This is a genomic window from Pseudomonas sp. PA15(2017) (assembly GCF_001945395.1).
Lineage (GTDB): Bacteria > Pseudomonadota > Gammaproteobacteria > Pseudomonadales > Pseudomonadaceae > Aquipseudomonas.
Genome location: NZ_MSXV01000055.1, coordinates 164,254 through 184,300, shown reverse-complemented (window position 1 = coordinate 184,300; position 20,047 = coordinate 164,254). Strand labels below are relative to the sequence as shown.

Annotated in this window: 16 protein-coding genes; 9 read left to right on the top strand and 7 right to left on the bottom strand. The window is 65.1% G+C overall.

What is annotated here, in order from left to right:
- Positions 1–116 precede the first annotated feature (116 nt).
- The gene (gene serB, locus BVH03_RS20560; protein WP_075962906.1) at positions 117–1,325 is read left to right on the top strand and encodes a phosphoserine phosphatase SerB; all 1,209 of its coding nucleotides are present in this window, start codon (positions 117–119) and stop codon (positions 1,323–1,325) included.
- Positions 1,326–1,580: 255 nt separating this feature from the next.
- Here serB and BVH03_RS20555 read toward each other — a convergent pair whose 3' ends face one another.
- From BVH03_RS20555 to BVH03_RS20535, 5 genes are all read right to left on the bottom strand, one after another.
- A complete protein-coding gene (locus BVH03_RS20555; protein ID WP_075962905.1) occupies positions 1,581–3,644 on the bottom strand; it encodes an EAL domain-containing protein in 2,064 nt (687 codons plus the stop codon).
- 63 nt (positions 3,645–3,707) lie between these two features.
- On the bottom strand, positions 3,708–5,504 hold the full coding sequence (locus tag BVH03_RS20550; RefSeq protein WP_075962904.1) for a molecular chaperone: 1,797 nt from the start codon (positions 5,502–5,504) through the stop codon (positions 3,708–3,710).
- Between the two features lie 129 nt (positions 5,505–5,633).
- The gene (gene asd, locus BVH03_RS20545; RefSeq protein WP_168175653.1) at positions 5,634–6,491 is read right to left on the bottom strand and encodes an archaetidylserine decarboxylase; all 858 of its coding nucleotides are present in this window, start codon (positions 6,489–6,491) and stop codon (positions 5,634–5,636) included.
- Between the two features lie 57 nt (positions 6,492–6,548).
- Positions 6,549–7,364: a rhodanese-like domain-containing protein gene (locus BVH03_RS20540; RefSeq protein ID WP_075962902.1), complete on the bottom strand. Its 816-nt coding sequence runs from the start codon at positions 7,362–7,364 to the stop codon at positions 6,549–6,551.
- 66 nt (positions 7,365–7,430) lie between these two features.
- Positions 7,431–8,942 carry an HDOD domain-containing protein gene (locus BVH03_RS20535; RefSeq protein WP_075962901.1) on the bottom strand — a complete coding sequence of 504 codons (1,512 nt, stop codon included), beginning with the start codon at positions 8,940–8,942 and terminating at the stop codon, positions 7,431–7,433.
- 121 nt (positions 8,943–9,063) lie between these two features.
- On the opposite strand from BVH03_RS20535, the gene motA reads away from it, so the two are divergent.
- A complete protein-coding gene (motA, locus tag BVH03_RS20530; protein ID WP_075962900.1) occupies positions 9,064–9,915 on the top strand; it encodes a flagellar motor stator protein MotA in 852 nt (283 codons plus the stop codon).
- A gap of 5 nt (positions 9,916–9,920) precedes the next feature.
- Positions 9,921–10,955, top strand: coding sequence for a flagellar motor protein MotB (gene motB, locus BVH03_RS20525; protein WP_075962899.1), 1,035 nt, complete (start codon positions 9,921–9,923; stop codon positions 10,953–10,955).
- A 28-nt stretch (positions 10,956–10,983) separates the two neighbouring features.
- On the opposite strand, the gene rsgA is transcribed toward motB, so the two are convergent.
- Positions 10,984–12,015, bottom strand: coding sequence for a small ribosomal subunit biogenesis GTPase RsgA (gene rsgA / locus BVH03_RS20520; protein ID WP_075962898.1), 1,032 nt, complete (start codon positions 12,013–12,015; stop codon positions 10,984–10,986).
- 118 nt (positions 12,016–12,133) lie between these two features.
- On the opposite strand from rsgA, the gene BVH03_RS20515 reads away from it, so the two are divergent.
- Together BVH03_RS20515 and orn are read left to right on the top strand one after the other, a co-directional pair.
- Complete coding sequence (locus tag BVH03_RS20515) at positions 12,134–12,925, top strand: class I SAM-dependent methyltransferase (protein ID WP_075962897.1); 792 nt, start codon at positions 12,134–12,136, stop codon at positions 12,923–12,925.
- Positions 12,926–12,952: 27 nt separating this feature from the next.
- The gene (orn, locus tag BVH03_RS20510; protein ID WP_075962896.1) at positions 12,953–13,495 is read left to right on the top strand and encodes an oligoribonuclease; all 543 of its coding nucleotides are present in this window, start codon (positions 12,953–12,955) and stop codon (positions 13,493–13,495) included.
- Here the strand turns inward: orn and queG are convergent, their stop codons facing one another.
- On the bottom strand, positions 13,496–14,566 hold the full coding sequence (gene queG / locus BVH03_RS20505; RefSeq protein WP_075962895.1) for a tRNA epoxyqueuosine(34) reductase QueG: 1,071 nt from the start codon (positions 14,564–14,566) through the stop codon (positions 13,496–13,498).
- A gap of 58 nt (positions 14,567–14,624) precedes the next feature.
- Here queG and BVH03_RS20500 point away from each other — a divergent pair, with 58 nt between their 5' ends.
- From BVH03_RS20500 to mutL, 4 genes are read left to right on the top strand one after another with little or no spacing between them, the layout of a single operon-like run.
- Positions 14,625–16,124 carry a bifunctional ADP-dependent NAD(P)H-hydrate dehydratase/NAD(P)H-hydrate epimerase gene (locus tag BVH03_RS20500; protein ID WP_075962894.1) on the top strand — a complete coding sequence of 500 codons (1,500 nt, stop codon included), beginning with the start codon at positions 14,625–14,627 and terminating at the stop codon, positions 16,122–16,124.
- Complete coding sequence (tsaE, locus tag BVH03_RS20495; RefSeq protein WP_075962893.1) at positions 16,112–16,579, top strand: tRNA (adenosine(37)-N6)-threonylcarbamoyltransferase complex ATPase subunit type 1 TsaE; 468 nt, start codon at positions 16,112–16,114, stop codon at positions 16,577–16,579. Before BVH03_RS20500 ends, tsaE begins: the two co-directional genes overlap by 13 nt.
- An 8-nt stretch (positions 16,580–16,587) precedes the next feature.
- Entirely contained in the window at positions 16,588–18,018 is a 1,431-nt protein-coding gene (locus BVH03_RS20490) for an N-acetylmuramoyl-L-alanine amidase (protein ID WP_218189557.1), read from the top strand.
- Positions 18,015–19,889: a DNA mismatch repair endonuclease MutL gene (gene mutL, locus BVH03_RS20485; RefSeq protein WP_168175650.1), complete on the top strand. Its 1,875-nt coding sequence runs from the start codon at positions 18,015–18,017 to the stop codon at positions 19,887–19,889. The genes BVH03_RS20490 and mutL overlap by 4 nt, the downstream gene beginning before the upstream one ends.
- The last annotated feature ends 158 nt before the right edge of the window (positions 19,890–20,047 follow it).

Genomic DNA, 20,047 nt, shown 5'->3' with positions numbered 1-20,047 from the left:
GCGCCGCGCGTGCCCGCGGGGTGCCGAAATGGTTAGAATGTGCGTTTTTTTACCGGCCCTGCTGCACATTGCCGTTCGGCAGACCGTTCATAGTCCTGCGAGCCCCGGAGTACGCCTTGCGCCAAATCGTCCTGATCAACGTTACCGGTGAAGATCGGCCCGGCCTCACGGTAGCCGTTAGCGGCGTGCTGGCCCAGGCCGGCGTGAACATCCTCGACATCGCCCAGGCTGCCGTACACGGCGCCGCGTCGTTGGGCATCCTGATCGAGGTGGCTGATCAGGCCTCGCTGCCGGCGCTGTCCAGTGCCGTGTTGGCTGCCGCCCAGGCGCTGGGTCAGCAGGCCCATTTCACCCCGCTCGACGAAGCCGATTACCGGCGCTGGGTCGAAGGGCAGGGCAGTGCGCGCCACATCGTCACCTTGTTGAGCCGCCAGGTCACCGCCGAGCAATTGCAGCGCGTCAGCGCACTGACTGCCGAGCAGGGCCTGAGCATCGAGCGTATCGAGCGGCTGTCGCTGCCGGTGCCGGTGGATGCGCAACCGGGCAACGCCTGCATCGAGTTCTCCCTGCGCGGCGAGCCGGGTGATGCTGCCGGCCTGCGCGCCGAGTTCCTGCGTGCCGCCGACGAGCTGAACATGGATATCGCCTTCCAGGTCGACTCACTGCAGCGTCGCCACCGCCGCCTGGCGGTGTTCGACATGGACTCGACGCTGATCGAGGCCGAGGTGATTGACGAACTGGCCAAGGCCGCCGGTATCGGCGACAAGGTTTCGGCCATCACCGAGCGGGCGATGCGCGGCGAGCTGGATTTCCGCGCCAGCTTCAAGGAGCGCCTGGCGTTGCTCAAGGGTCTGGACGTCGGCGTGCTGGACGAGATAGGCGCCTCGCTGCGCCTGACCGAGGGCACCGAGCGGTTGTTCGCCGAGCTCAAGCGCCTGGGCTACAAGACCGCCATCCTGTCCGGCGGCTTCACCTACTTCGCCAAGCAACTGCAGGACAGGCTGGGCATCGACTACGTGTTCGCCAACGAGCTGGCAGTGGTCGATGGCAAGGTCACTGGTGTCGCCGTCGAACCGATCGTCGACGCCCAGCGCAAGGCGGATCTGCTCCGTGAGCTGGCGCAGAAGGAAGGCCTGCAATTGGAGCAGACCATCGCCGTGGGCGACGGCGCCAATGACCTGCCGATGCTGGCGATCGCCGGCCTGGGCGTGGCGTTCCGCGCCAAACCGCTGGTCAAACAATCGGCCAGGCAGGCGATCTCGACCCTTGGGCTGGATGGCGTTTTGTATCTGCTGGGTGTGCGCGAGCGCGATCAGCAGCGCTAAGCACCTGTTTTCGGTCTTGGTGCGCATGAAGCGGCAGCTACAAGGCAAGAGCAGTTCGTAGGAGGGGCTTTAGCCCCGAGCTTTTTATCAAGGCAAACAAAGAACTCGGGGCTGAAGCCCTCCTGCAAGTATTCAGTTCACCGGCCGCTCCCGTCATTTAGCTGAGCTGCGAAAGTCGACGAACCTGGGCTGAACGATTATGACCAGGTTCTAAGGTATTTGAGGCAGAGCGGGGCGCTTGGGCTGCCCCGCCGATCAATCGTCTGACGAGAAGTTGTAGTCCATCGACTGGCTGGGGCCCTGCAGGTAGTAGCCCTGGATGTAGTTGGTGCCCGCCTGCCACAGGGTGGCCAGCACGCTGGCCGACTCCACGAACGGCACGATGGTCAGCTTGGCCTGGCTGTGCAGGCCGGCCAGCATGGTCTTCAGGGTTTCCTGATTGGCTGGATCGCTCAGCTCCTTGGTGAAAGAGCCATCTACCTTGACGAAGTCCACCGGCAGGTGGCGTAGCGTATTGAACGGGTTCAGGGCGCAGCCGAACTGGCTGAGCGCGATATGGCAGTGCAGGTCCTTCAGGCCCTGGACCAGCGCCTTGGCCTGCTTCAGGTAGGTGATCGCGTCCGGCTCGCTGAGCTGGAATACCAGGGCGTCGGAGGGCAGCCGTGCGGCTTTCAGCGCGACGCTGAGCCACGGCAGCAACGTCGGGTCCTGCAGGCTGGCGCTGGACAGGTGCACGAACAGGCGCGTGGCGTGGCCCTTGGCGCGGTGGTCGGCAAGCAGCTTGATCGAGCTGAGAATCACCCAGCGGTCGATCTTCTCGCCCATTCCCGACTCCCTGGCCACGGCCAGGAATTCATCGGGCGGCACTTCCTGCCCGGACGGGCTGAGCAGGCGCAGCAATACTTCGTAGTGCTCGTGCTCGTCGCCGCGCAGGCTGATCACTGGCTGGAACAGCAGGCGGAAGCTGTTCTGCTCCAGCGCCTGCTGCACCATGGCCACCACGCTGCCGCGGTTGGCAGCGGCTGCCAGCTCCTCGGCCGGGTCGAACAGCTTGAGGGTGCCGGGCTCGTCCAGTTGATCGGCGCAGCGCTGGGCGCGGTCGATGACTTCCCCGGCCTTAGGCGTGGTGTCATTGAGCCCGGCGACGCCGATCGACAGCGTGGTTTGGGCGGTACGGCCGTTGATGTCGAACAGGTGGGCTTCGGCTTTCTTCAGCAGCGCTTCGAGCAGCGGGCGTTGCTGCTGCGGCGAAAGCCCGGTCTGCAGGACGGCGAACACATCGTCGCCGAAACGCGCCAGCTGCGCATCCTTCGGGAAGTGGGCACGCAGCAGGGCGCCGAGGTCGGTGAGCAGCAGGTCGATGGCGCCCAGACCCATGTCGGCGAGCAGCGCGGCATAGCGGTCGACGCGGATATAGGCCAGGCTGGCGGGCTGCTCGTCATGCACGGCGTGGTGGGCGGCGTTGTCCATCAGCTCGAGGAAGTGGGGGCGGTTGTACAGGCCGGTGACCAGATCCAGGCTGCTGATCTCGCGCAACTTCTCTTCCAGTTCGGCGTTGGCGGTCTCGGCGCGGATCACCACCTGAATGCAGGGTTCGCCGTCGTAGGCGGCCGGCGACAGGGTGATGCGCGCCGGGAAGTTGCTGTCGTCGGTGCGCACGCCAGCACAGCCGAGTTCGTGGTTGTCCATCTGCTGATGGTTCTTCAGGAAATCCTTGAATGCCGCCTGATCGCTGGCACCGATCAGGTCGATCATCGGCAGGCCTTCGAGCGCCTCGGCGTCGTCGAAGCCGAACAGTTCCAGATACGCACGGTTGGCGTAGATGTGCATGCCGTCGTGGACGTAGGCGATGGCATCGACCGAGCTGTCGAGTAGCAGCTGGCAGCGTTTCTCGGCTTCACGCAGGGCCACTTCTGCCGCACGGCGGGCGCGGCGTTCCTCGAGGTTGACCAGTTCGCGGCGGGCGACCAGCACCAGGCGCTCGTCTTCGCCCTGGGGCAGGGCGTCCTGGGCGCCGAGCATCAGCGCTTCGGTGACGCTGTCCGGCTCGTTGTCGGCCAGCAGCAGGATCACCGGGATGTCCTTGCCCTCACGGCGGATGCAGGCGAGCGCATCATGTGGCTCCAGGCTGTCACTGGCTGGCGAGCAGATCATCAGGTCCCAGCTGTGCCTGAGGGCTTCGAGCAGGTCTTCGCTGGAGATCAGGCGGTGTACGCGGGTGGCATTACCAGCATTGCGGAACAGGCTGACGAGACGCTCGGCCTCGTTCTGCGAATCTTCGAGAATCAGCAGGCGGATGGTTTTCTTTTCGATGGCCATTAGCGAAGTCGAATCTGCGATAAAACAGCAGAAGAGGGCAGGAAATTGAGGGTTTCCGGCAATCTACAGCGACTTCCAGAGTGAGTCAAAGTCTTCCTCCCCGGCCGGGCGCTGGGTGCCGGAGGCTGTGACGGAGGTCGCGGGATCCGCGCTTTTATGCTCCAGATCGTGGTACTCGAACTGGCTGAAACTGCCGGTGCTGACCTGTTTCTGGCTGAGCACCGCGCGGCGCTCCTTGCCGTTGATGTTGATCAACACCTTGCTGCCTTCCTGAAACGGCAGGCGCGGAGTGATCAGTGTGGCCGGCCGGGAGATGGCGGCGATTTCCGGCAGTAGCAGGGCACGCAGGTACTGGCTGTTCTGTTCGGTCTTGCGCACCAGTTGCAGGCCGCAGGATTGTGCATGGGGCGCGATCAGCTCGATGCCCATCTGCGTGCCGCCGCCGCGTACCTGGCGGATCCAGCGCACCACCGCGACGCTCCAGCCCTGCTGGGGATTGTCGCGAATACCGAGAATCTCGCCGGCCTGCAGCTGGCTGGGCACTTCCTTGGGCCACGACAGGCAGTAGCCGCCGGGGCTGTGGTTGACGATGGCCAGCTCGAAGGTCGGGAAGCTTTCCCCGGCGCCAGACGGCGCGTCCTGCTCGCTGGCGGGTTTGGGGTATTCGATTTCCTCGAAGGAGAGGCCGTTTTCCCATTCGTTGCGGCGTGCATCCGGGGCGCTGGCCCATACATCGGGCTCGCCGCTGCGTGGTTTGAACGAGGCGGTGGTGTCGACCTGCTGCTTGAGGATCTCGCTGAATACCCGGCCATTGGCCAGGTAGTAGTTGAGCGCGCTCATGCCGATGCACAGGATCATGCTGCCGGTGCCCTGGGTGCGCTGAAAGGTGCGCTCGGAGATATCACCCCAGGCCGCGGCGGCGTGCTGCAGCATGTCCACGGTGAATCCGTCGGGCACCTGCAGGCGCGAGCGGGCGCGTTCCTCGGGTTGCAACGCCAGGTGATCCTTGATGGCGTCGACCAGCGGGGTCGGGTCGATGCCCAGTGCACCCTGCAGCTCGCTCGGCTGAAACAACGACGTATAGCGGGGCGGGCCATCGAGCTGCGGCGCGACGGCGAAGATGCTGCTCGGCTGGCCGCCGGGCTGCAGGTTGACCAGTGTGCTCCAGGCCTCCAGCGCTTCGGCGAGGCGGGCAATGGCACTCTGGCGCATCTGGTTGCAGCGCGAGCAGCCGATCAGCAGGGCGACGATATAGCCCTGCTCGACGCTCGGCCCCTGGGTGTGGCGCGCCAGCGGGTCACGAATCACCACCTTGTGCAGTTCGTGACGACGGGCGATCAGGTAGAGCTGGTGCAGCTCCAGCCAGAGGCCTTCGGGCACCGGGCAATACAGCTGGCTGGTGCGGATCAGCGGGCCATTGAGGCTATGCACCGCACGTTGCAGCGCAGTGCCGAGCAGCGCATTGCGCTCGCGGCTGGGCTGCGCGGCGAGGCGCGAGATGATCAGTTTGTAACCGATGGCCAGATGGTTCTGTAGCGCCTGGCATAGGTTGGCGACCTTGCGCGGGCGCTCATCGAGCACGATGGCCTGGTTGAGGAAGTGACGCTCCAGGTGCTGGCAGACGAAATACACTTCCGGGCGCAACAGCTCGAGCAGCTGTATGCGATTGTCCGAAGGGGTCAATAACTGGTTGAGTTCGATCAGCGCCTGATACAGCTGACGGGCGGTTTCGCCGATGTTGGCCTTGGGCAGGCCGGCGATCCAGCGTTTCAGGTCGCGTGGCGTGGCGTCGCAGAAAGTCAGGCCCTGCTTGGTCGGCGTCGGGACGCGGAGCAAAAGGTGGGGGCTCTGTTTATCCATCTAGCTTCGTTACTCCGGCGCCAGCATTCGAACGACTGATTGGTCAGGTTTAAGCGACTCTAGCAGCATCTTGCTATCGTCGCAGCCTTTGCGGCGCCGCAGGCCAAGGCTGCAAGACGAAGGATCCGCTCACTGCCCGAGCAGCTGGCCCATGCGCACCGGGCTGTTGGCGCCCAGTTCCTCGGCCCATTTCACCTGCTCTGGGCCGAACAGTACAATGGTCGTGGAGCCAAGTTTGAAACGGCCCAGCTCGGCGCCTTTTTCCAGACTGATCGGTGCGCGGGCGGCCTCATCGTAACGTGTGGTCTTCAGTTCGCGCTTGGGCGGGGTGATCAGCCCGGCCCACACGGTTTCGATGGAGGCGACGATCATCGCGCCGACCAGAACCACGGCCATCGGCCCGCGCTCGGTATCGAACAGGCACACCACGCGCTCGTTGCGGGCGAACAGCTCGGGTACGTTTTCCGCGGTGGTCTGGTTTACCGAGAACAGTCGGCCCGGCACGTAGATCATTTCGCGCAGGGTGCCGGCCAGCGGCATGTGCACGCGATGGTAATCCTTCGGCGACAGGTACACGGTGGCGAAGTCGCCGCCCATGAAGGGCGCAGCACGCTCACTGTCACCGCCCAGCAACTCGGTCACGCTGTAGCTGTGGCCCTTGGCCTGGAAGACCCGGCCATGCTCGATGCGGCCCAATTGGCTGATCGCGCCATCGGCAGGGCAGAGTACGGCGCCGGGTTGGTTGTCCAGCGGGCGGGCGCCTTCCTTGAGCGCACGGGTGAAGAAGGCGTTGAAGTGCTCGTAGGCAGTGAGGTTTTCGACCTGCGCTTCGCTCATGTCGACCTGATACTGCTTGGCGAACCAGCCGATCAGGCGGTTCTTGAACCAGGCAGCGCGGCACTGCGCGGCGCAGCCGATCAGCCGCGAGAGCAGATGGTGCGGAGTCAGGTGCTGGCTGAGGATAAACAGGCGTTCTTTCATCTTTATTCCTTGGCTGCCCGGCCGTGCATGCTGGGCATATGAGAGTGGACAGTCAGGTCGAACTCAACGTTCGACAGGTGTGTCGGTCAGGTTGCCCCACTCGCCCCAGGAGCCAGCGTAGGCCTTGACCCGCGGATAGCCCAGGGCCTTGGCGACCAGGTAGGTGAAACCGGAGCGGCGATGGCTCTGGCAGTGGGTGATGATTTCCTTGTCGGCGCTCAGCCCGCGCTGTTCGAGCTGCTCGGCGATGTCCTGGCGAATGCGCAAGGCACGTGCGGGGTCCATGCCCGCGGTCCATTCGAAGTGGATGGCGCCGGGGATGTGGCCACCCCGTGCGGCCTGCACCTTTTCGCCGCGGTACTCCTCGGCCGAGCGGGCATCCCAGATGGCCAGGTCGGCGGCGCCCAGGCGCGATTTCAGGTAGTCCGCGCTGGCGGTAGGCGCATCGCTGAGGGTCAGCGAAACCGTCGCGTGCTGTGGCGCAGGAACATCCTGGCTGAGCGGCAGGCCTTCGGCTTGCCAGGCCGTCAGGCCACCATTGAGAAAGTGATAGCGCCCGTGGCCAATGACATCCAGCAACCAGATGAAGCGTCCGGCCCAGCCGCCGCCCTCGTCGTCGTACACGACGTAGGTAGCCTGCGGGTGATGGCCGAGTTGGCTGAATAGCTGCTCGATCTGCGCTTTTTCCGGAAGCAGGCCGGGGGCCGCAGGCGGGCTGGCCTGGGTGCGTTTGCCGTCGACGAAGCGGGCGCCGGGAATGTGCCCGCTCAGGTAGCGCTGATGGCTGCTCAGGTCGACCAGAATTAGGTCGGGCGCTTGCAGTCGTGTGGCGAGATCCACCGGTTCGATGACCAGCGGCAGTTCGTCGAAGGCTGTCATACAGGCCTCGTTGGCGGAGTTAAGAGGGCGATTGTAGCGCAGATGAATACCGTGAAGCGGTGGCGCTCAGCGCTTACGTTTGCTGAAGGTGTCCAGCGCACGCTCGATGCACTGCGTGGTCTTGGTGAAGGTCTGCACGATGGTGTCGTTGATTGCCTGGCCGCCCTGGTCGGCGAACAGCAGCATCACCACCCGTTCGTTGCTGGCCAGGGAGCGGATCAGCAAGTGCTCGCTGGGCAGCAGGGCCTTCAGATCACCGGGCAGCAGGGCGGAGAATTGGGCGATGTTGGCCGGTGTGAGGCGCAGTTGCGCGGGCTTTTGCAGCAGGCGGCGCAGTACTTGGCTTTGCGCCGGGTCGAGAGTCAGGCCGCTGGCACTGGCGGCCAGGCCGGCATGTTGCTGCAATTGCAGGCGCGTGTGAGTGCGGTCGGCGAGCAGCATCACCACCCGCGACAGACCGGCGGCCTGCACGGCCTGGCGGGCGCAGATGGTGAGCTGCTGGACGTTGCTGAATGGCGAAGGCTGGGCGAGCAACCGCGTGCACAGCTGTCGCCAATCGCTGACCTGCGGCGTTGGCGCTGGTTTGCGCGGTTGAAAGTGGCGAGCGCTCCATGGCCACAGCAGGGCCTCGGCAGGGTGCCAGAGGCCGACCGTGTCCAGTTGCCGGGCGCTGTGTGCCGCATTCTGGTGAATCTGTTGCTGCAGTTCGGCCAGCGGCAGTTGCAGGTAAAGACTGTTGAGCCGTTGCCAGCGCCGGGTGTGACTGCCGCTCCAGGCGTTGTGCGCCGACACGGCGATGACGTTGGCGAGCAGGATGCTGTTGGCAGGCTGGGTGAGCCAGCGCTGCAGCGCCGGGTCGGCGTCCAGTTTCTGCTGCTGATGCAGCGGATCGTCGTGACGGCGGGCGATGTGCAGCGCCTTGCCGAGCAGGCGTCGATCATCGATCAGCAGGCGATAGCCCTGGAGGATCCAGGCCGGCAGGCGCCAGCGCTCGGCCAGCGCCAGACACAGGTCGAACAGCGCTACGCCGAGCAGGTCGCGCTCGACCTTGACCGCCGGCTCGCTGTCTATCAGCACCCGCTGCTCCCAGGCTTCGAACAGATGGGGATGGGCGGCCAGCAGGGTCCATACGGGCGCCAGAAACAGCAGGCTGCCCCAGTGGATTTCCTGCCACAGACGCGCCAGACGCGCGGCGAACAGGCCGTTGGCCTGGTAGGCCGCGTGCTGGCTGATCAGCTGGATCTGCCGAAGCGACGGCGGGATGTCGGCCCGTGCCCGCGCTGGCAGGCGCGCGAGCAGCTCTTCGGCGCGCTTGAGGCCCAAGCGGGTGAGTGCCGTCTCCAGGCTCTCCGCCGCTTCACCCAGGCTGCTGCCCTTGCTGTTGGCCTCGCGCAGTACGCTGAGCGCCAGCGCCGGGCTGTCCTGCATCAGGTCGGCGATTTCGCGCAGCGAGCGGCGGCTGTCGGCCAATGCACGGCGAACCTGCTGGTGATGATCGGCTGCGATGGGCAATACCTGACCGTCCAGCTGCTTGAGCCAGGCGTCGAGAGTGCGCGGTAACGGCGTGCTTGCGACCATGGGGCTGTGCCAAAATGGCTTTTTTTAGACTTAACTGACTATAGTCTGGCGCATCTCTTCCGATAAGTAGAAGGGGATTCGCGCGGTCGCCCTTTCTTTTCACCTGCTCAAGTTTCTTTCTATGGCCAAAATCATCGGCATCATCGTTGTATTCGCTTGCGTCTTCGGCGGCTTCGTCGCGTCGGGTGGCCATCTCATGGCCCTGGTGCATCCCTTTGAAGTGCTGATCATCGGCGGTGCGGCGCTGGGCGCCTTCCTGCAGGCCAACCCAGGCAGCATGTTCATGACCGTCTTCAAGAAATCCTTGAAGATGTTCAAATCGCGCTTCACCCACGACTATTACCTGGAAGTGCTGCGCCTGCTCTATGAAATCCTCAACAAGGCGCGCCGCGAAGGCATGATGGCCATCGAGGCCGACCTCGAAGATCCGGCCGCCAGCCCGATCTTCAGCAAGTACTCGGCGGTGCTGGGCGACGAGCGCATGGTCGCGTTCATCTGCGATTACCTGCGCATCATGTCCTCCGGCAACATGGCGCCCCACGAGCTCGAAGGCCTGTTCGACATGGAGCTGGTCGGCCTCAAGGAGGAACTCGATCATCCGGCTCACGCCGTGGCGAAGATCGCCGACGGCATGCCGGCGATGGGTATCGTCGCCGCGGTACTGGGGATCGTGATCACCATGTCGATTCTGGCCGAGGCGGACAACGCGCAGATCGGCGAGAAGGTCGGTACCGCACTGGTCGGCACCTTCCTCGGTATTCTCGCCTCCTACGGTTTCTTCGGCCCGCTCTCCGCTGCGCTCGAACACGACGCCAAGGAAGAGCTGAACGTCTACGAGGCCATCAAGGCCGGGCTGGTCGCCTCGGCGTCGGGCATGCCGCCATCGCTGGCCGTCGAGTTCTCGCGCAAGACCCTGTACCCGGCGCACCGCCCGAGCTTCAGCGAGCTTGAGCAGGCCATGCGCGGAAATTAAACACCATGGAAAACAACCAGCCGATCATCGTCAAGCGGGTCAAGAAGGTTGCCGGCGGCCACCACGGTGGTGCCTGGAAGATCGCCTTCGCCGACTTCGCCACGGCGATGATGGCCTTCTTCATGGTGATGTGGCTGATGTCCTCGGCCACCCCCGAGCAGAAGAAACTGATCTCCGGCTATTTCAAGGACCCCATTGGTTTCTCCGAGAGCGCCAGCCCCTACGTGATCGACCTCGGTGGCTCGCCGACGCCGTCGCCGGACCGCACCCTCAACGAGCAGCCCCAGGAGTCGCCGGGCGACGAAGCGGACACTGACCCGAAGGACCCCGCCGAACTGGATGCCGAGCAAGCCGAGGCCAAGGCCGAAGAAGTCGAGCGCGAGCGCCTGGAACTGCTGTTGCAGGAGTTGCAGACCAAGGTCGAGCAGGACCCGCAATTGCAGCGCTTCAAAGATCAGATCCTCTTCGAGATCACCCAGGACGGCCTGCGCATCCAGATCGTCGATGCCGAGAACCGGCCGATGTTCGCCCTCGGCAGTGCGCAGTTGCAGCCGTACTTCGAGGACATCCTGTTCGCCCTCACCGACACCATCAAGGCGGTACCCAACAAGATCAGCATCAGCGGCCATACCGATGCCAAGCCGTTCGCCGGCGCCGGTGGTTTCGGCAACTGGGAGTTGTCAGCCAACCGCGCCAATGCGGCGCGGCGCGTGCTGATCGCGGCGGGCTACGACGATGCCCAGGTGGCACGGGTGGTCGGCTATGCCTCGTCGGCGCTGTTCGATCGCGACGATCCGTTCAACCCGGTGAACCGCCGCATCGATATCGTGGTACTGACCAAGAAAGCGCAGCGCGACATCGAGGGCGAGCAGGGCGGTGGCGCGCTGGCGCCGGACCCCGCGCCGGGTTCGCCTTTCGGTGGTACTGACGCAGGCTCAGGGGCGGCGCCTGCTGCCGAGCCGCTTTCCAATGATCAGGTGCGCGAGAAGCTGAATATCTTCGAGGACGGCACGCTGAAGATGGATCAGCCGACCGAGTGATCGGCTGGCACCCCGGCGTGCCGGGCGCTCAATACTCCGGCTCTGGCAGGCTGGCCAGAATGTGCCGATAGCTGTTCATCCGCTGCGGCTGGATACGCCCTTCTTCGAGCGCCTTGAGCAAGGCGCAGCCGGGTTCGCGGTCATGCTTGCAGTCGCGGAAGCGGCAGTGACCGAGCAGGTCGGCGAATTCGATGAAGCCCGCTTCCACATCGTCGCGGCTGACATGGCCGAGGCCGAATTCGCGAATGCCCGGCGAGTCGATCAACTGACCGCCGCCGGGAAAATGGAACAGCCGTGCGGTGGTAGTGGTGTGGGTGCCCTTGCCGGTCAGTTCCGACAGCGCGCCGACGCGGGTGTCGACGCCCGGCAGCAGGCTGTTGACCAGCGACGACTTGCCGACGCCCGACTGTCCCACGAAGACGCTGATGTTGCCGTCGAGCTGCCTCTTGAGCTGCTCCATGCCATCGCCCTCCAGCGCCGAGACTTCCAGTAATGGATAACCCAACTGGCGATAGACGCCGAGCAGCGCGTTCAGCGCGGTTTCGTTCTGTGCATCGATCAGGTCGGCCTTGTTGAGCAGCAGCAGTGGGCGAATGCCGGCATGTTCGGCGGCGACCAGGTAGCGGTCGATCAGGTTGGCGTGCGGTTCCGGCAGCGGCGCAAAAACGATGACGATCAGGTCGACGTTGGCCGCCACCGGCTTCAGCTGGCCGCGGGTGTCCGGGCGGCACAGCTCGGTGTCGCGCGGCAGCTGGGCGACGATCACGCCGATGCCCTGGTTGCCCGGCCGCCACACCACGCGGTCGCCAGTGACCAGCGTCGGCAGGTTGGCGCGCAGGTGGCAGCGGAATACCTGGCCGCTCAGTTCGCCGTCGGTGGCTTCGACTTCCACCTGCACGCCGAAGTGGGCGATCACCAAGCCGGTCTGCTCCGGGCCCAGATCGCCGCCTTCCAAGGTTTCCATCACGCGGGATTCGCGCTTGGCGGCGCGTGCGGCGCGCTCGCCCTGGATCTTTTCGATACGCCAGTTTTGCCGGCGGTTGAGTTGGCGTTTGGCCATGGGGCTTCCGAGTCGTGCTGCGCTTGAAGTGGTCGCGATTCTAGCACGCCTGATGGGGCGGCAATTTGTCGAGGCCGGCGCTAGACTGGTCGACCGTTCTTCTGTGAGCCCCGTCGGCATGGCTGCTTCCTACCGCGCGCTGCACCGCCTGGGTGAGCGTTACCCGGCCCTTATGGCCCTGCTGATTCAGTTGGTGATTACCTTGGCCATGGGCGTGGCGATCATTGCTGCTGCCCGGCTGTTCGACCTGCGCGCCAGCCCGTTGGCCGCCGGTTTGCTGCATGGCCTGCTCTGCGCCTGTCTGGCTCGCTGGCTCGGCCTGTCGCGCTGGTGGGGGTGGCTGAATCTGCTGTTCGTGCCGGGGTTGCTGTTGGCCAGTGGTGCGCCTTTGCCGTCCTGGCTGTTTTTGCTCGGCTTCCTGCTGTTGTTGTTGCTCAACTGGAACAGCGTCGGCGAGCGCGTGCCGCTTTACCTGACCGGCGCCAGTACCCGACATGAACTGGCCCGCCTGCTCGAGGGCCGCGGCGAGCGATTCGGCTTCGTCGACCTGGGCTGCGGCCCGGCCGGCACCTTGCTGTGGCTGGCGCGGCGTTTTCCCCAGGCGCAGTTCACCGGCGTGGAAACCGCGCCGCTATCCTTCGCCATTGCCTGGCTGCGCTGCCTCGGCCAGCGCAACTGCCGGATTCGTTATCAGAATCTTTGGCGTGCGAACCTGAGCGCCATCGACGTCGCCTACTGCTTTCTATCACCTGCGCCGATGCCCGCGCTGTGGGACAAGGCCCATGCCGAACTGCCGACAGGCGCCTGGCTGATCAGCAACACCTTCGAGATTCCCGGCGTGGCGCCGCAGCGCGTGGTCGAACTCGAGGACTGGCGCGATTCACGCCTGCTGCTCTGGGAGATTGGCTAGAATGACGAACCCAAAGAGGAGCGCAGCATGCAGAACCCACAGAATCTGATCTGGATCGACCTGGAAATGACCGGTCTCGATCCCGAAACGGACGTCATCATCGAGATGGCGACCATCGTCACCGATACCGAGCTCAACGTGCTGGCCGAAGGCCCGGTGATCGCCGTGCAGCAGAGCGACGAGCGCCTCGCGGCGATGGACGAGTGGAACACGCGCACCCACGGCGAGAGCGGCCTGACCCAGCGCGTGCGCGACAGCAAGGTCAGCCAGGCCGAAGCCGAGGCGCAAACCATCGCCTTCCTGGAAAAGTGGGTGCCGAAAGGCAAGTCGCCGATCTGCGGCAACAGCATTGGTCAGGATCGTCGCTTTCTCTACAAGTACATGCCAGCGCTGGAAGCCTACTTCCACTATCGCTATCTGGATGTGTCGACCCTGAAGATTCTTGCCGAGCGCTGGGCGCCAGGGGTCAAGGAAGGTTTCGTGAAAACCGGTACGCACCAGGCGCTGGACGACATTCGCGAGTCCATCGCCGAACTCAAGTACTACCGTCAGCACCTGCTCAAGGTCTGATCACCCCTGGCGCTGGGCGTGCTGCTCCAGCGCCCACTGCACATGCTCGCGCACCAGCTCCGATGGGTGCTCGCGGCGCGCCTCCAGCGCTTCCAGCACCGGAATGCTCGACGGTGCGTTGCCCAGGCCGACGGCCAGGTTGCGCAGCCAGCGCTCATAGCCGGCGCGGCGCAACGGTGAGCCTTCGGTGCGGCTGAGAAATTCCTCCTCGCTCCAGCGAAACAGCTCGGCCAGTTCGGCATTGTCGAGGCTGTGCCGTGGCTGGAAATCGCCCTGTTCGGTAGGTTTGGCGAAGCGGTTCCAGGGGCAGACCATCTGGCAGTCGTCGCAGCCGAACACGCGGTTACCGATGGGCGCGCGCAGCTCTTGCGGAATCGGCCCCTTGAGCTCGATGGTCAGGTAGGAAATGCAGCGCCGCGCATCGAGCACGTAGGGCCCGACGAAGGCGGCCGTCGGGCAGATGTCCAGACAGGCGCTGCAACGCCCGCAATGCTCGCTGCCATGGGGCGCGTCTTCGGGCAGCGGGATGTCGACGAACAGCTCGCCCAGAAAGAAGTAACTGCCCGCCTTGCGATTGAGCACCAGGGTGTTCTTGCCGATCCAGCCGAGACCGGATTGTTCGGCGATGGCTTTCTCCAGTACCGGCGCGCTGTCGACGAAGGCGCGGTAGCCAAAGGGGCCGATGGCCTGCTGGATACGCTCGGCCAGCTGCTGCAGACGTTTGCGAATCAGCTTGTGGTAGTCGCGGCCCAGGGCGTAGCGCGACACGTAGGCTTTTTCCCGCTCCTGCAGGCGCTGGGCCATTTGCGTGTCGCCGGGCAGGTAGTCCATGCGCAGCGACACCACGCGCAGGGTGCCGGGCACCAGTTCGTCTGGATGTGAACGTTTGCGGCCATGTGCGGCCATATAGTCCATCTCGCCCCCGTAGCCGGCATCCAGCCAGCGCTGCAGGTGTGCCTCGTGCTCGCCCAGCTCCAGGCCGCTGATGCCCACCTGCTGGAAACCCAGTTCACGCCCCCAGTCCTTGATGGACTGGGCGAGGCTGGCGAGGTCGGGGGTGGCGTCGGTCATGCTGGGCGGGAATCTGCAGTAGGCGGCGTATAATTCTGCCAGACATCGGAGCTCAGGCATGCGGCATTCATCAGACGATCTTCCCATCGCGCTCTACAGCGCCGCTCAGGTGCGGGCACTGGATGCGGCGCTGATCGCTGCCGGCACGCCAGGTTTCGAGCTGATGCAGCGCGCGGCCCATGCTATCTGGTGGGCACTGCGCCGCGAGTGGCCTGACGCTGGCGCGGTGACCGTGCTGGCCGGGCACGGCAACAATGCGGGTGATGGCTATCTGGTCGCGGCGCTGGCCCAGCGCGCCGGCTGGCAGGTACGGGTGCTGGCCGTCAGCGAACCACGACGTTTGCAGGGTGATGCGGCGCTGGCCCGTGACGAGGCCCGTGCTGCCGGTGTCGAGATACTCGACTGGCAGGCGGACTCCGAGCCTCGGGGCGTGCTGGTCGACGCGTTGCTCGGCACCGGCCTGGCCGGCGAGGTACGCGAACCTTATGCCGCGGCCATCGACTGGATCAACCGCAGCGGCCAGCCCGTGCTGGCCGCTGACATTCCTTCCGGCATCTGCGCCGACAGCGGTCAGGTACTGGGCGTCGCGGTGGCCGCGCAGCTTACCGTGACCCTGATCGGCCTGAAGATCGGGCTGTTTGTGGGGCAGGCGCTCGATCATGTCGGGCGCCTGGCGTTCGATGACTTGCAGGCTGATGAGGAAATCGTGGCGAGCCAGTCTGGCGTAGCGAAGCGCCTGGCTGACCCGCTTCTGCCCAGCGTGCCCGCCCGCCAACCGAACACCCATAAAGGCCAGCTTGGCCACCTGCTGGTGGTCGGTGGCGATCAGGGCACTGGCGGCGCGGCGTTGCTGTCGGCGCAGAGCGCCCTGCGCAGTGGAGCTGGCATGGTGTCGCTGGCGACCCGAGGGGAGCACATCGGTGCTGCGCAGGCACGCCTGCCCGAGGTCATGAGCCTGGCCATCGCCTCGGCGAATCAGCTGCAGGGGCTGGCCGACAAGATTTCGGTCTGGGTCGTCGGGCCCGGGCTCGGCCAGGGCGCATGGGGTCGCAGCCTGTTGTCGGCAGCGGTCGCCGCCGGAGGTGCTCAGGTGTGGGATGCCGATGCGCTCAATCTGTTGGCGGCGGGCACCGCGCGTATCGCGCCTGGCAGTGTGGTCACCCCGCACCCTGGCGAGGCCGCGCGCCTGCTGGGCATCTCCACGGCGGCGCTGCAGGCGGATCGCCCGGCTGCGGCCAGGGCGCTGGCTGCACGTTATCAGGTGATTTGTGTGCTCAAAGGTGCCGGTACCCTGATCGCCGATGCGGCAGGTCGCCTGTTGGTCTGTGATCATGGCGACCCGGTGATGGCCGGCGCCGGCTTCGGCGATGTGCTGGCCGGCTTGATCGGCGCCTTGATCGCCCAGGGCTGCAACCCGTGGGAGGCGGCCAGCCTTGGCGTGTGGGTGCACGCCCGGGCGGGTGAATATTTGGCAAATAAAGGAAATGGTCTGGCGGCCAGCGATCTGTGCGACGCTATCCGCCATTTGTTACAGGAGCGAGCCGCTTGTCGGAAATAGAACTGTTCGCCGCCGATGAAGGCGCCATGCTGGCGCTCGGCGCGCGCATTGCCGCTGCCACTGGCGGGCGTGGTGTGATTTACCTGGAAGGCGATCTGGGCGCTGGCAAGACCACGCTGTCACGCGGCATCCTGCAAGGCTTCGGGCACCGCGGTGCGGTGAAGAGCCCCACCTTCACCCTGGTCGAGCCCTACGAGATCGGTGAAGTCCGGGCCTTTCATTTCGACCTCTATCGTCTGGTCGATCCTGAGGAGCTGGAGTTTCTCGGCATCCGCGATTACTTCGAAGGTGACGCCCTGTGCCTGATCGAGTGGCCCCAGCGCGGTACCGGCGTTTTGCCAAAGGCCGACCTTGACATTACCATTAGCCCGCGAGCGGGTGGTCGGTCGCTGCTGCTTCGCAGTCATAGTGCGAAGGGTGAACACTGGTGTGCCGCTTTGGCACCCGGAGCATGAACGATAGAGTGGGGGCGGGTATGCGCATAGGCGCGCGAATGATCGCGGTCGGGCTGATGTTGGCGGTCATGGCTGCCGACGTGTGGGCCGCGTCGGATGTGCGCAGCGTTCGTCTGTGGCGCGCACCGGACAACACGCGGCTGGTCTTCGACCTCTCCGGTCCGGTGCAGCACAGCGTGTTTACCCTGACGGCTCCGGATCGCATCGTCATCGATATCAGCGGTGCCAAACTGGTCACCCCGTTGGACAAACTCGCCCTGAGCAACACGCCGATTACTGCCGTGCGCTCGGCGCAGCGCACACCGGATGACCTGCGCGTGGTCATCGACCTGTCGGCCCAGGTCACGCCCAAGAGCTTCACCCTGGCGCCCAACCAGCAGTATGGCAATCGCCTGGTCGTCGATCTGTTCGATCAGGCTTCGGATGCGGCGCCCAGCCTGCCGTCCACCACCACTGCCAGTGCGCCGCCCGTGCCGGTCACGCCGACCCAGGCGCCGCCCAAGCTGGCGCCAGTGCCCGGCGGCAAGCGCGATATCGTGATCGCCATCGACGCCGGCCATGGCGGCGAGGACCCTGGCGCGCTGGGCCCGACCAAGGGCCAGTTCGAGAAGAACGTGACCCTGTCCATCGCCAAGGAGCTGCAGCGCCAGATCAACGCCCAGAAGGGCTTCCGCGGCGAACTGGTGCGTACCGGCGACTATTTCATCCCGCTGCGCAAGCGCACCGAGATCGCCCGTAAAAAGGGCGCCGATCTGTTCGTCTCCATTCACGCCGATGCCGCGCCGCGAGCAGCGGCCTTCGGCGCCTCGGTGTATGCGTTGTCCGACCGCGGTGCCACCTCGGAAACCGCGCGCTGGCTGGCGGATGCCGAGAACCAGTCCGACCTGATCGGCGGTGCCGGCAATGTCAGCCTCGAAGACAAGGATCGCATGCTCGCCGGCGTACTGCTCGACCTGTCGATGACCGCCTCGCTGTCCTCCAGCCTCAACGTTGGGCAAAAGGTGCTCGGCCAGATGGGCCAGGTCACGCCGTTGCACAAGCGTCGCGTCGAACAGGCCGGCTTCATGGTGCTGAAGTCGCCGGACATTCCTTCGATCCTGGTGGAGACCGGCTTCATCTCCAACCCCAGCGAAGCGCGCAAGCTGCATTCGGCCAGCCATCAGCAGAGCCTGTCACGCTCCATCGTCACCGGCGTGAAGCAGTTCTTCGAGCAGAACCCGCCGCCCGGCACTTACATCGCCTGGCTGCGTGACAATGGCAAGATTGCCCAGGGGCCACGCGAGCACCGGGTCGCCTCCGGAGAAAGCCTGGCGCTGATCGCCCAGCGCTACCAGGTCAGCCTGGCCGGCCTGCGTACTGCCAATTCGCTGAAGTCCGATGTCATCAAGGTCGGCCAGACGCTGCACATCCCGGCGACCTCGCTGGCTGCCCAGCCATGAGTGAAATGGCACGTATCCAGCTGCTCAGCCCGCGGCTGGCGAACCAGATTGCCGCCGGTGAGGTGGTCGAGCGCCCGGCCTCGGTGGCCAAGGAGTTGCTGGAGAACAGCCTGGACTCCGGCGCCAAACGTATCGAGGTGGATGTCGAGCAAGGCGGCGTAAAGCTCCTACGCGTGCGTGACGACGGCCGCGGCATTGCCGCCGATGACCTGCCTCTGGCCCTGGCGCGCCACGCCACCAGCAAGATTCGCGAGCTCGAAGACCTCGAGCAGGTGATGAGCATGGGCTTCAGGGGTGAGGCGTTGGCATCGATCAGTTCGGTGGCCCGGTTGACGCTGACCTCGCGCACCGCCGATGCCGAGCAGGCCTGGCAGGTTGAAACCGAAGGCCGCGACATGCAGCCGCGCGTGCAGCCGGCTGCTCACCCGGTCGGCACTTCGGTGGAAGTACGCGACCTGTTCTTCAATACGCCGGCGCGACGCAAGTTCCTCAAGGCCGAGAAGACCGAATTCGACCACCTGCAGGAAGTCATCAGGCGCCTGGCGCTGGCGCGTTTCGACGTGGCCTTTCATCTGCGTCACAACGGTAAGAGCGTGCTGACCCTGCACGAAGCCAACGATGACGTCAGTCGCGCCCGGCGTGTCGCCTCCGTGTGCAGTGCCGGGTTTCTGGAGCAGGCGCTGCCGATCGATATTGAGCGCAACGGTCTGCACCTGTGGGGCTGGGTGGGCTTGCCGACCTTCTCGCGCAGCCAGGCGGATCTGCAGTATTTCTACGTGAACGGCCGCATGGTGCGCGACAAACTGGTCGCCCACGCGGTACGCCAGGCGTATCGCGACGTGCTGTTCAACGGTCGCCACCCGACCTTCGTGCTGTTCCTGGAAATCGACCCGACCGCCGTCGACGTCAACGTGCACCCGACCAAGCATGAAGTGCGCTTCCGCGAGGGGCGCACGGTGCATGACTTCCTGTATGGCACCCTGCATCGCGCGCTTGGTGAGGTACGTCCCGAGGACCAACTGGCCACCCCGGCTGCCGCCGAGACGGTGCTGCGGCCTACCGGCCTGGCTGCTGGCGAGTTCGGCCCCCAGGGCGAGATGGGCCTTTCCGCCAGTGTGCTGGAGCGCCCGGCGGAATCCGTCTGGCGGTCGCCGGGCGCCGGTTACCAGGCGCCGCGCAGTGAGTCCCAGCTGCCGGCCGCCGAGGCGCAGGGCGTGTATCGCGAGTTCTACGCGCCGCTGGCCATGGGCGGCACACCTGCCGCGCTGCCCCAGACTCAGGGCGATATCCCGCCGCTGGGTTACGCCATCGCCCAGCTCAAGGGCATCTACATTCTTGCCGAGAGTGCTCACGGGCTGGTGGTCGTGGACATGCACGCAGCCCATGAGCGCATCACCTACGAGCGCCTCAAGGTGGCGATGGCCAGTGAAGGCCTGCGTGGCCAGCCCCTGCTGGTGCCCGAGTCCATCGCCGTGAGCCAGCGCGAAGCGGATTGCGCCGAAGAGCATGGCCAGTGGTTCCAGAAGCTCGGCTTCGAGCTGCAGCGCCTGGGGCCGGAAACCCTGGCGATCCGCCAGATTCCGGCGCTGCTCAAGCAGGCCGAGGCGACGCGCCTGGTCGGTGACGTGCTCTCGGACCTGCTCGAGTACGGCACCAGCGACCGTATCCAGGCGCACCTCAACGAGTTGCTGGCGACCATGGCTTGCCATGGCGCCGTGCGCGCGAACCGCCGTCTGACCCTGCCGGAAATGAACGCCCTGCTGCGTGATATGGAGCAGACCGAGCGCAGTGGCCAGTGCAACCATGGTCGGCCGACCTGGACGCAGATGAGTCTCGACCAACTGGATAAGTTGTTCCTGCGTGGCCAGTAACAGATCGTGAAAAACTATCTGCGTTGGCATACAGGGTTAAAACCGGCCCAAAGAAGCTATTTACAACGCGTAAACTGCGCTTTTTCGGCCGTTTTTGCCTTATCTTGTCTTGCCCGCCTCGCCTAGGTTTTCCGATGGCCTGCTAACCCGGCACCGCG

Bases quoted from the DNA above. Each gene is read 5' to 3' on its own strand.
- BVH03_RS20535 (WP_075962901.1), bottom strand. From the start codon at position 8,942: ATGGTCGCAAGCACGCCGTTACCGCGCACTCTCGACGCCTGGCTCAAG.
- BVH03_RS20555 (WP_075962905.1), bottom strand. From the start codon at position 3,644: ATGGCCATCGAAAAGAAAACCATCCGCCTGCTGATTCTCGAAGATTCG.
- mutL (WP_168175650.1), top strand. From the start codon at position 18,015: ATGAGTGAAATGGCACGTATCCAGCTGCTCAGCCCGCGGCTGGCGAAC.
- orn (WP_075962896.1), top strand. From the start codon at position 12,953: ATGCAGAACCCACAGAATCTGATCTGGATCGACCTGGAAATGACCGGT.
- rsgA (WP_075962898.1), bottom strand. From the start codon at position 12,015: ATGGCCAAACGCCAACTCAACCGCCGGCAAAACTGGCGTATCGAAAAG.
- BVH03_RS20540 (WP_075962902.1), bottom strand. From the start codon at position 7,364: ATGACAGCCTTCGACGAACTGCCGCTGGTCATCGAACCGGTGGATCTC.
- BVH03_RS20550 (WP_075962904.1), bottom strand. From the start codon at position 5,504: ATGGATAAACAGAGCCCCCACCTTTTGCTCCGCGTCCCGACGCCGACC.
- queG (WP_075962895.1), bottom strand. From the start codon at position 14,566: ATGACCGACGCCACCCCCGACCTCGCCAGCCTCGCCCAGTCCATCAAG.
- motB (WP_075962899.1), top strand. From the start codon at position 9,921: ATGGAAAACAACCAGCCGATCATCGTCAAGCGGGTCAAGAAGGTTGCC.
- motA (WP_075962900.1), top strand. From the start codon at position 9,064: ATGGCCAAAATCATCGGCATCATCGTTGTATTCGCTTGCGTCTTCGGC.
- BVH03_RS20515 (WP_075962897.1), top strand. From the start codon at position 12,134: ATGGCTGCTTCCTACCGCGCGCTGCACCGCCTGGGTGAGCGTTACCCG.
- BVH03_RS20500 (WP_075962894.1), top strand. From the start codon at position 14,625: ATGCGGCATTCATCAGACGATCTTCCCATCGCGCTCTACAGCGCCGCT.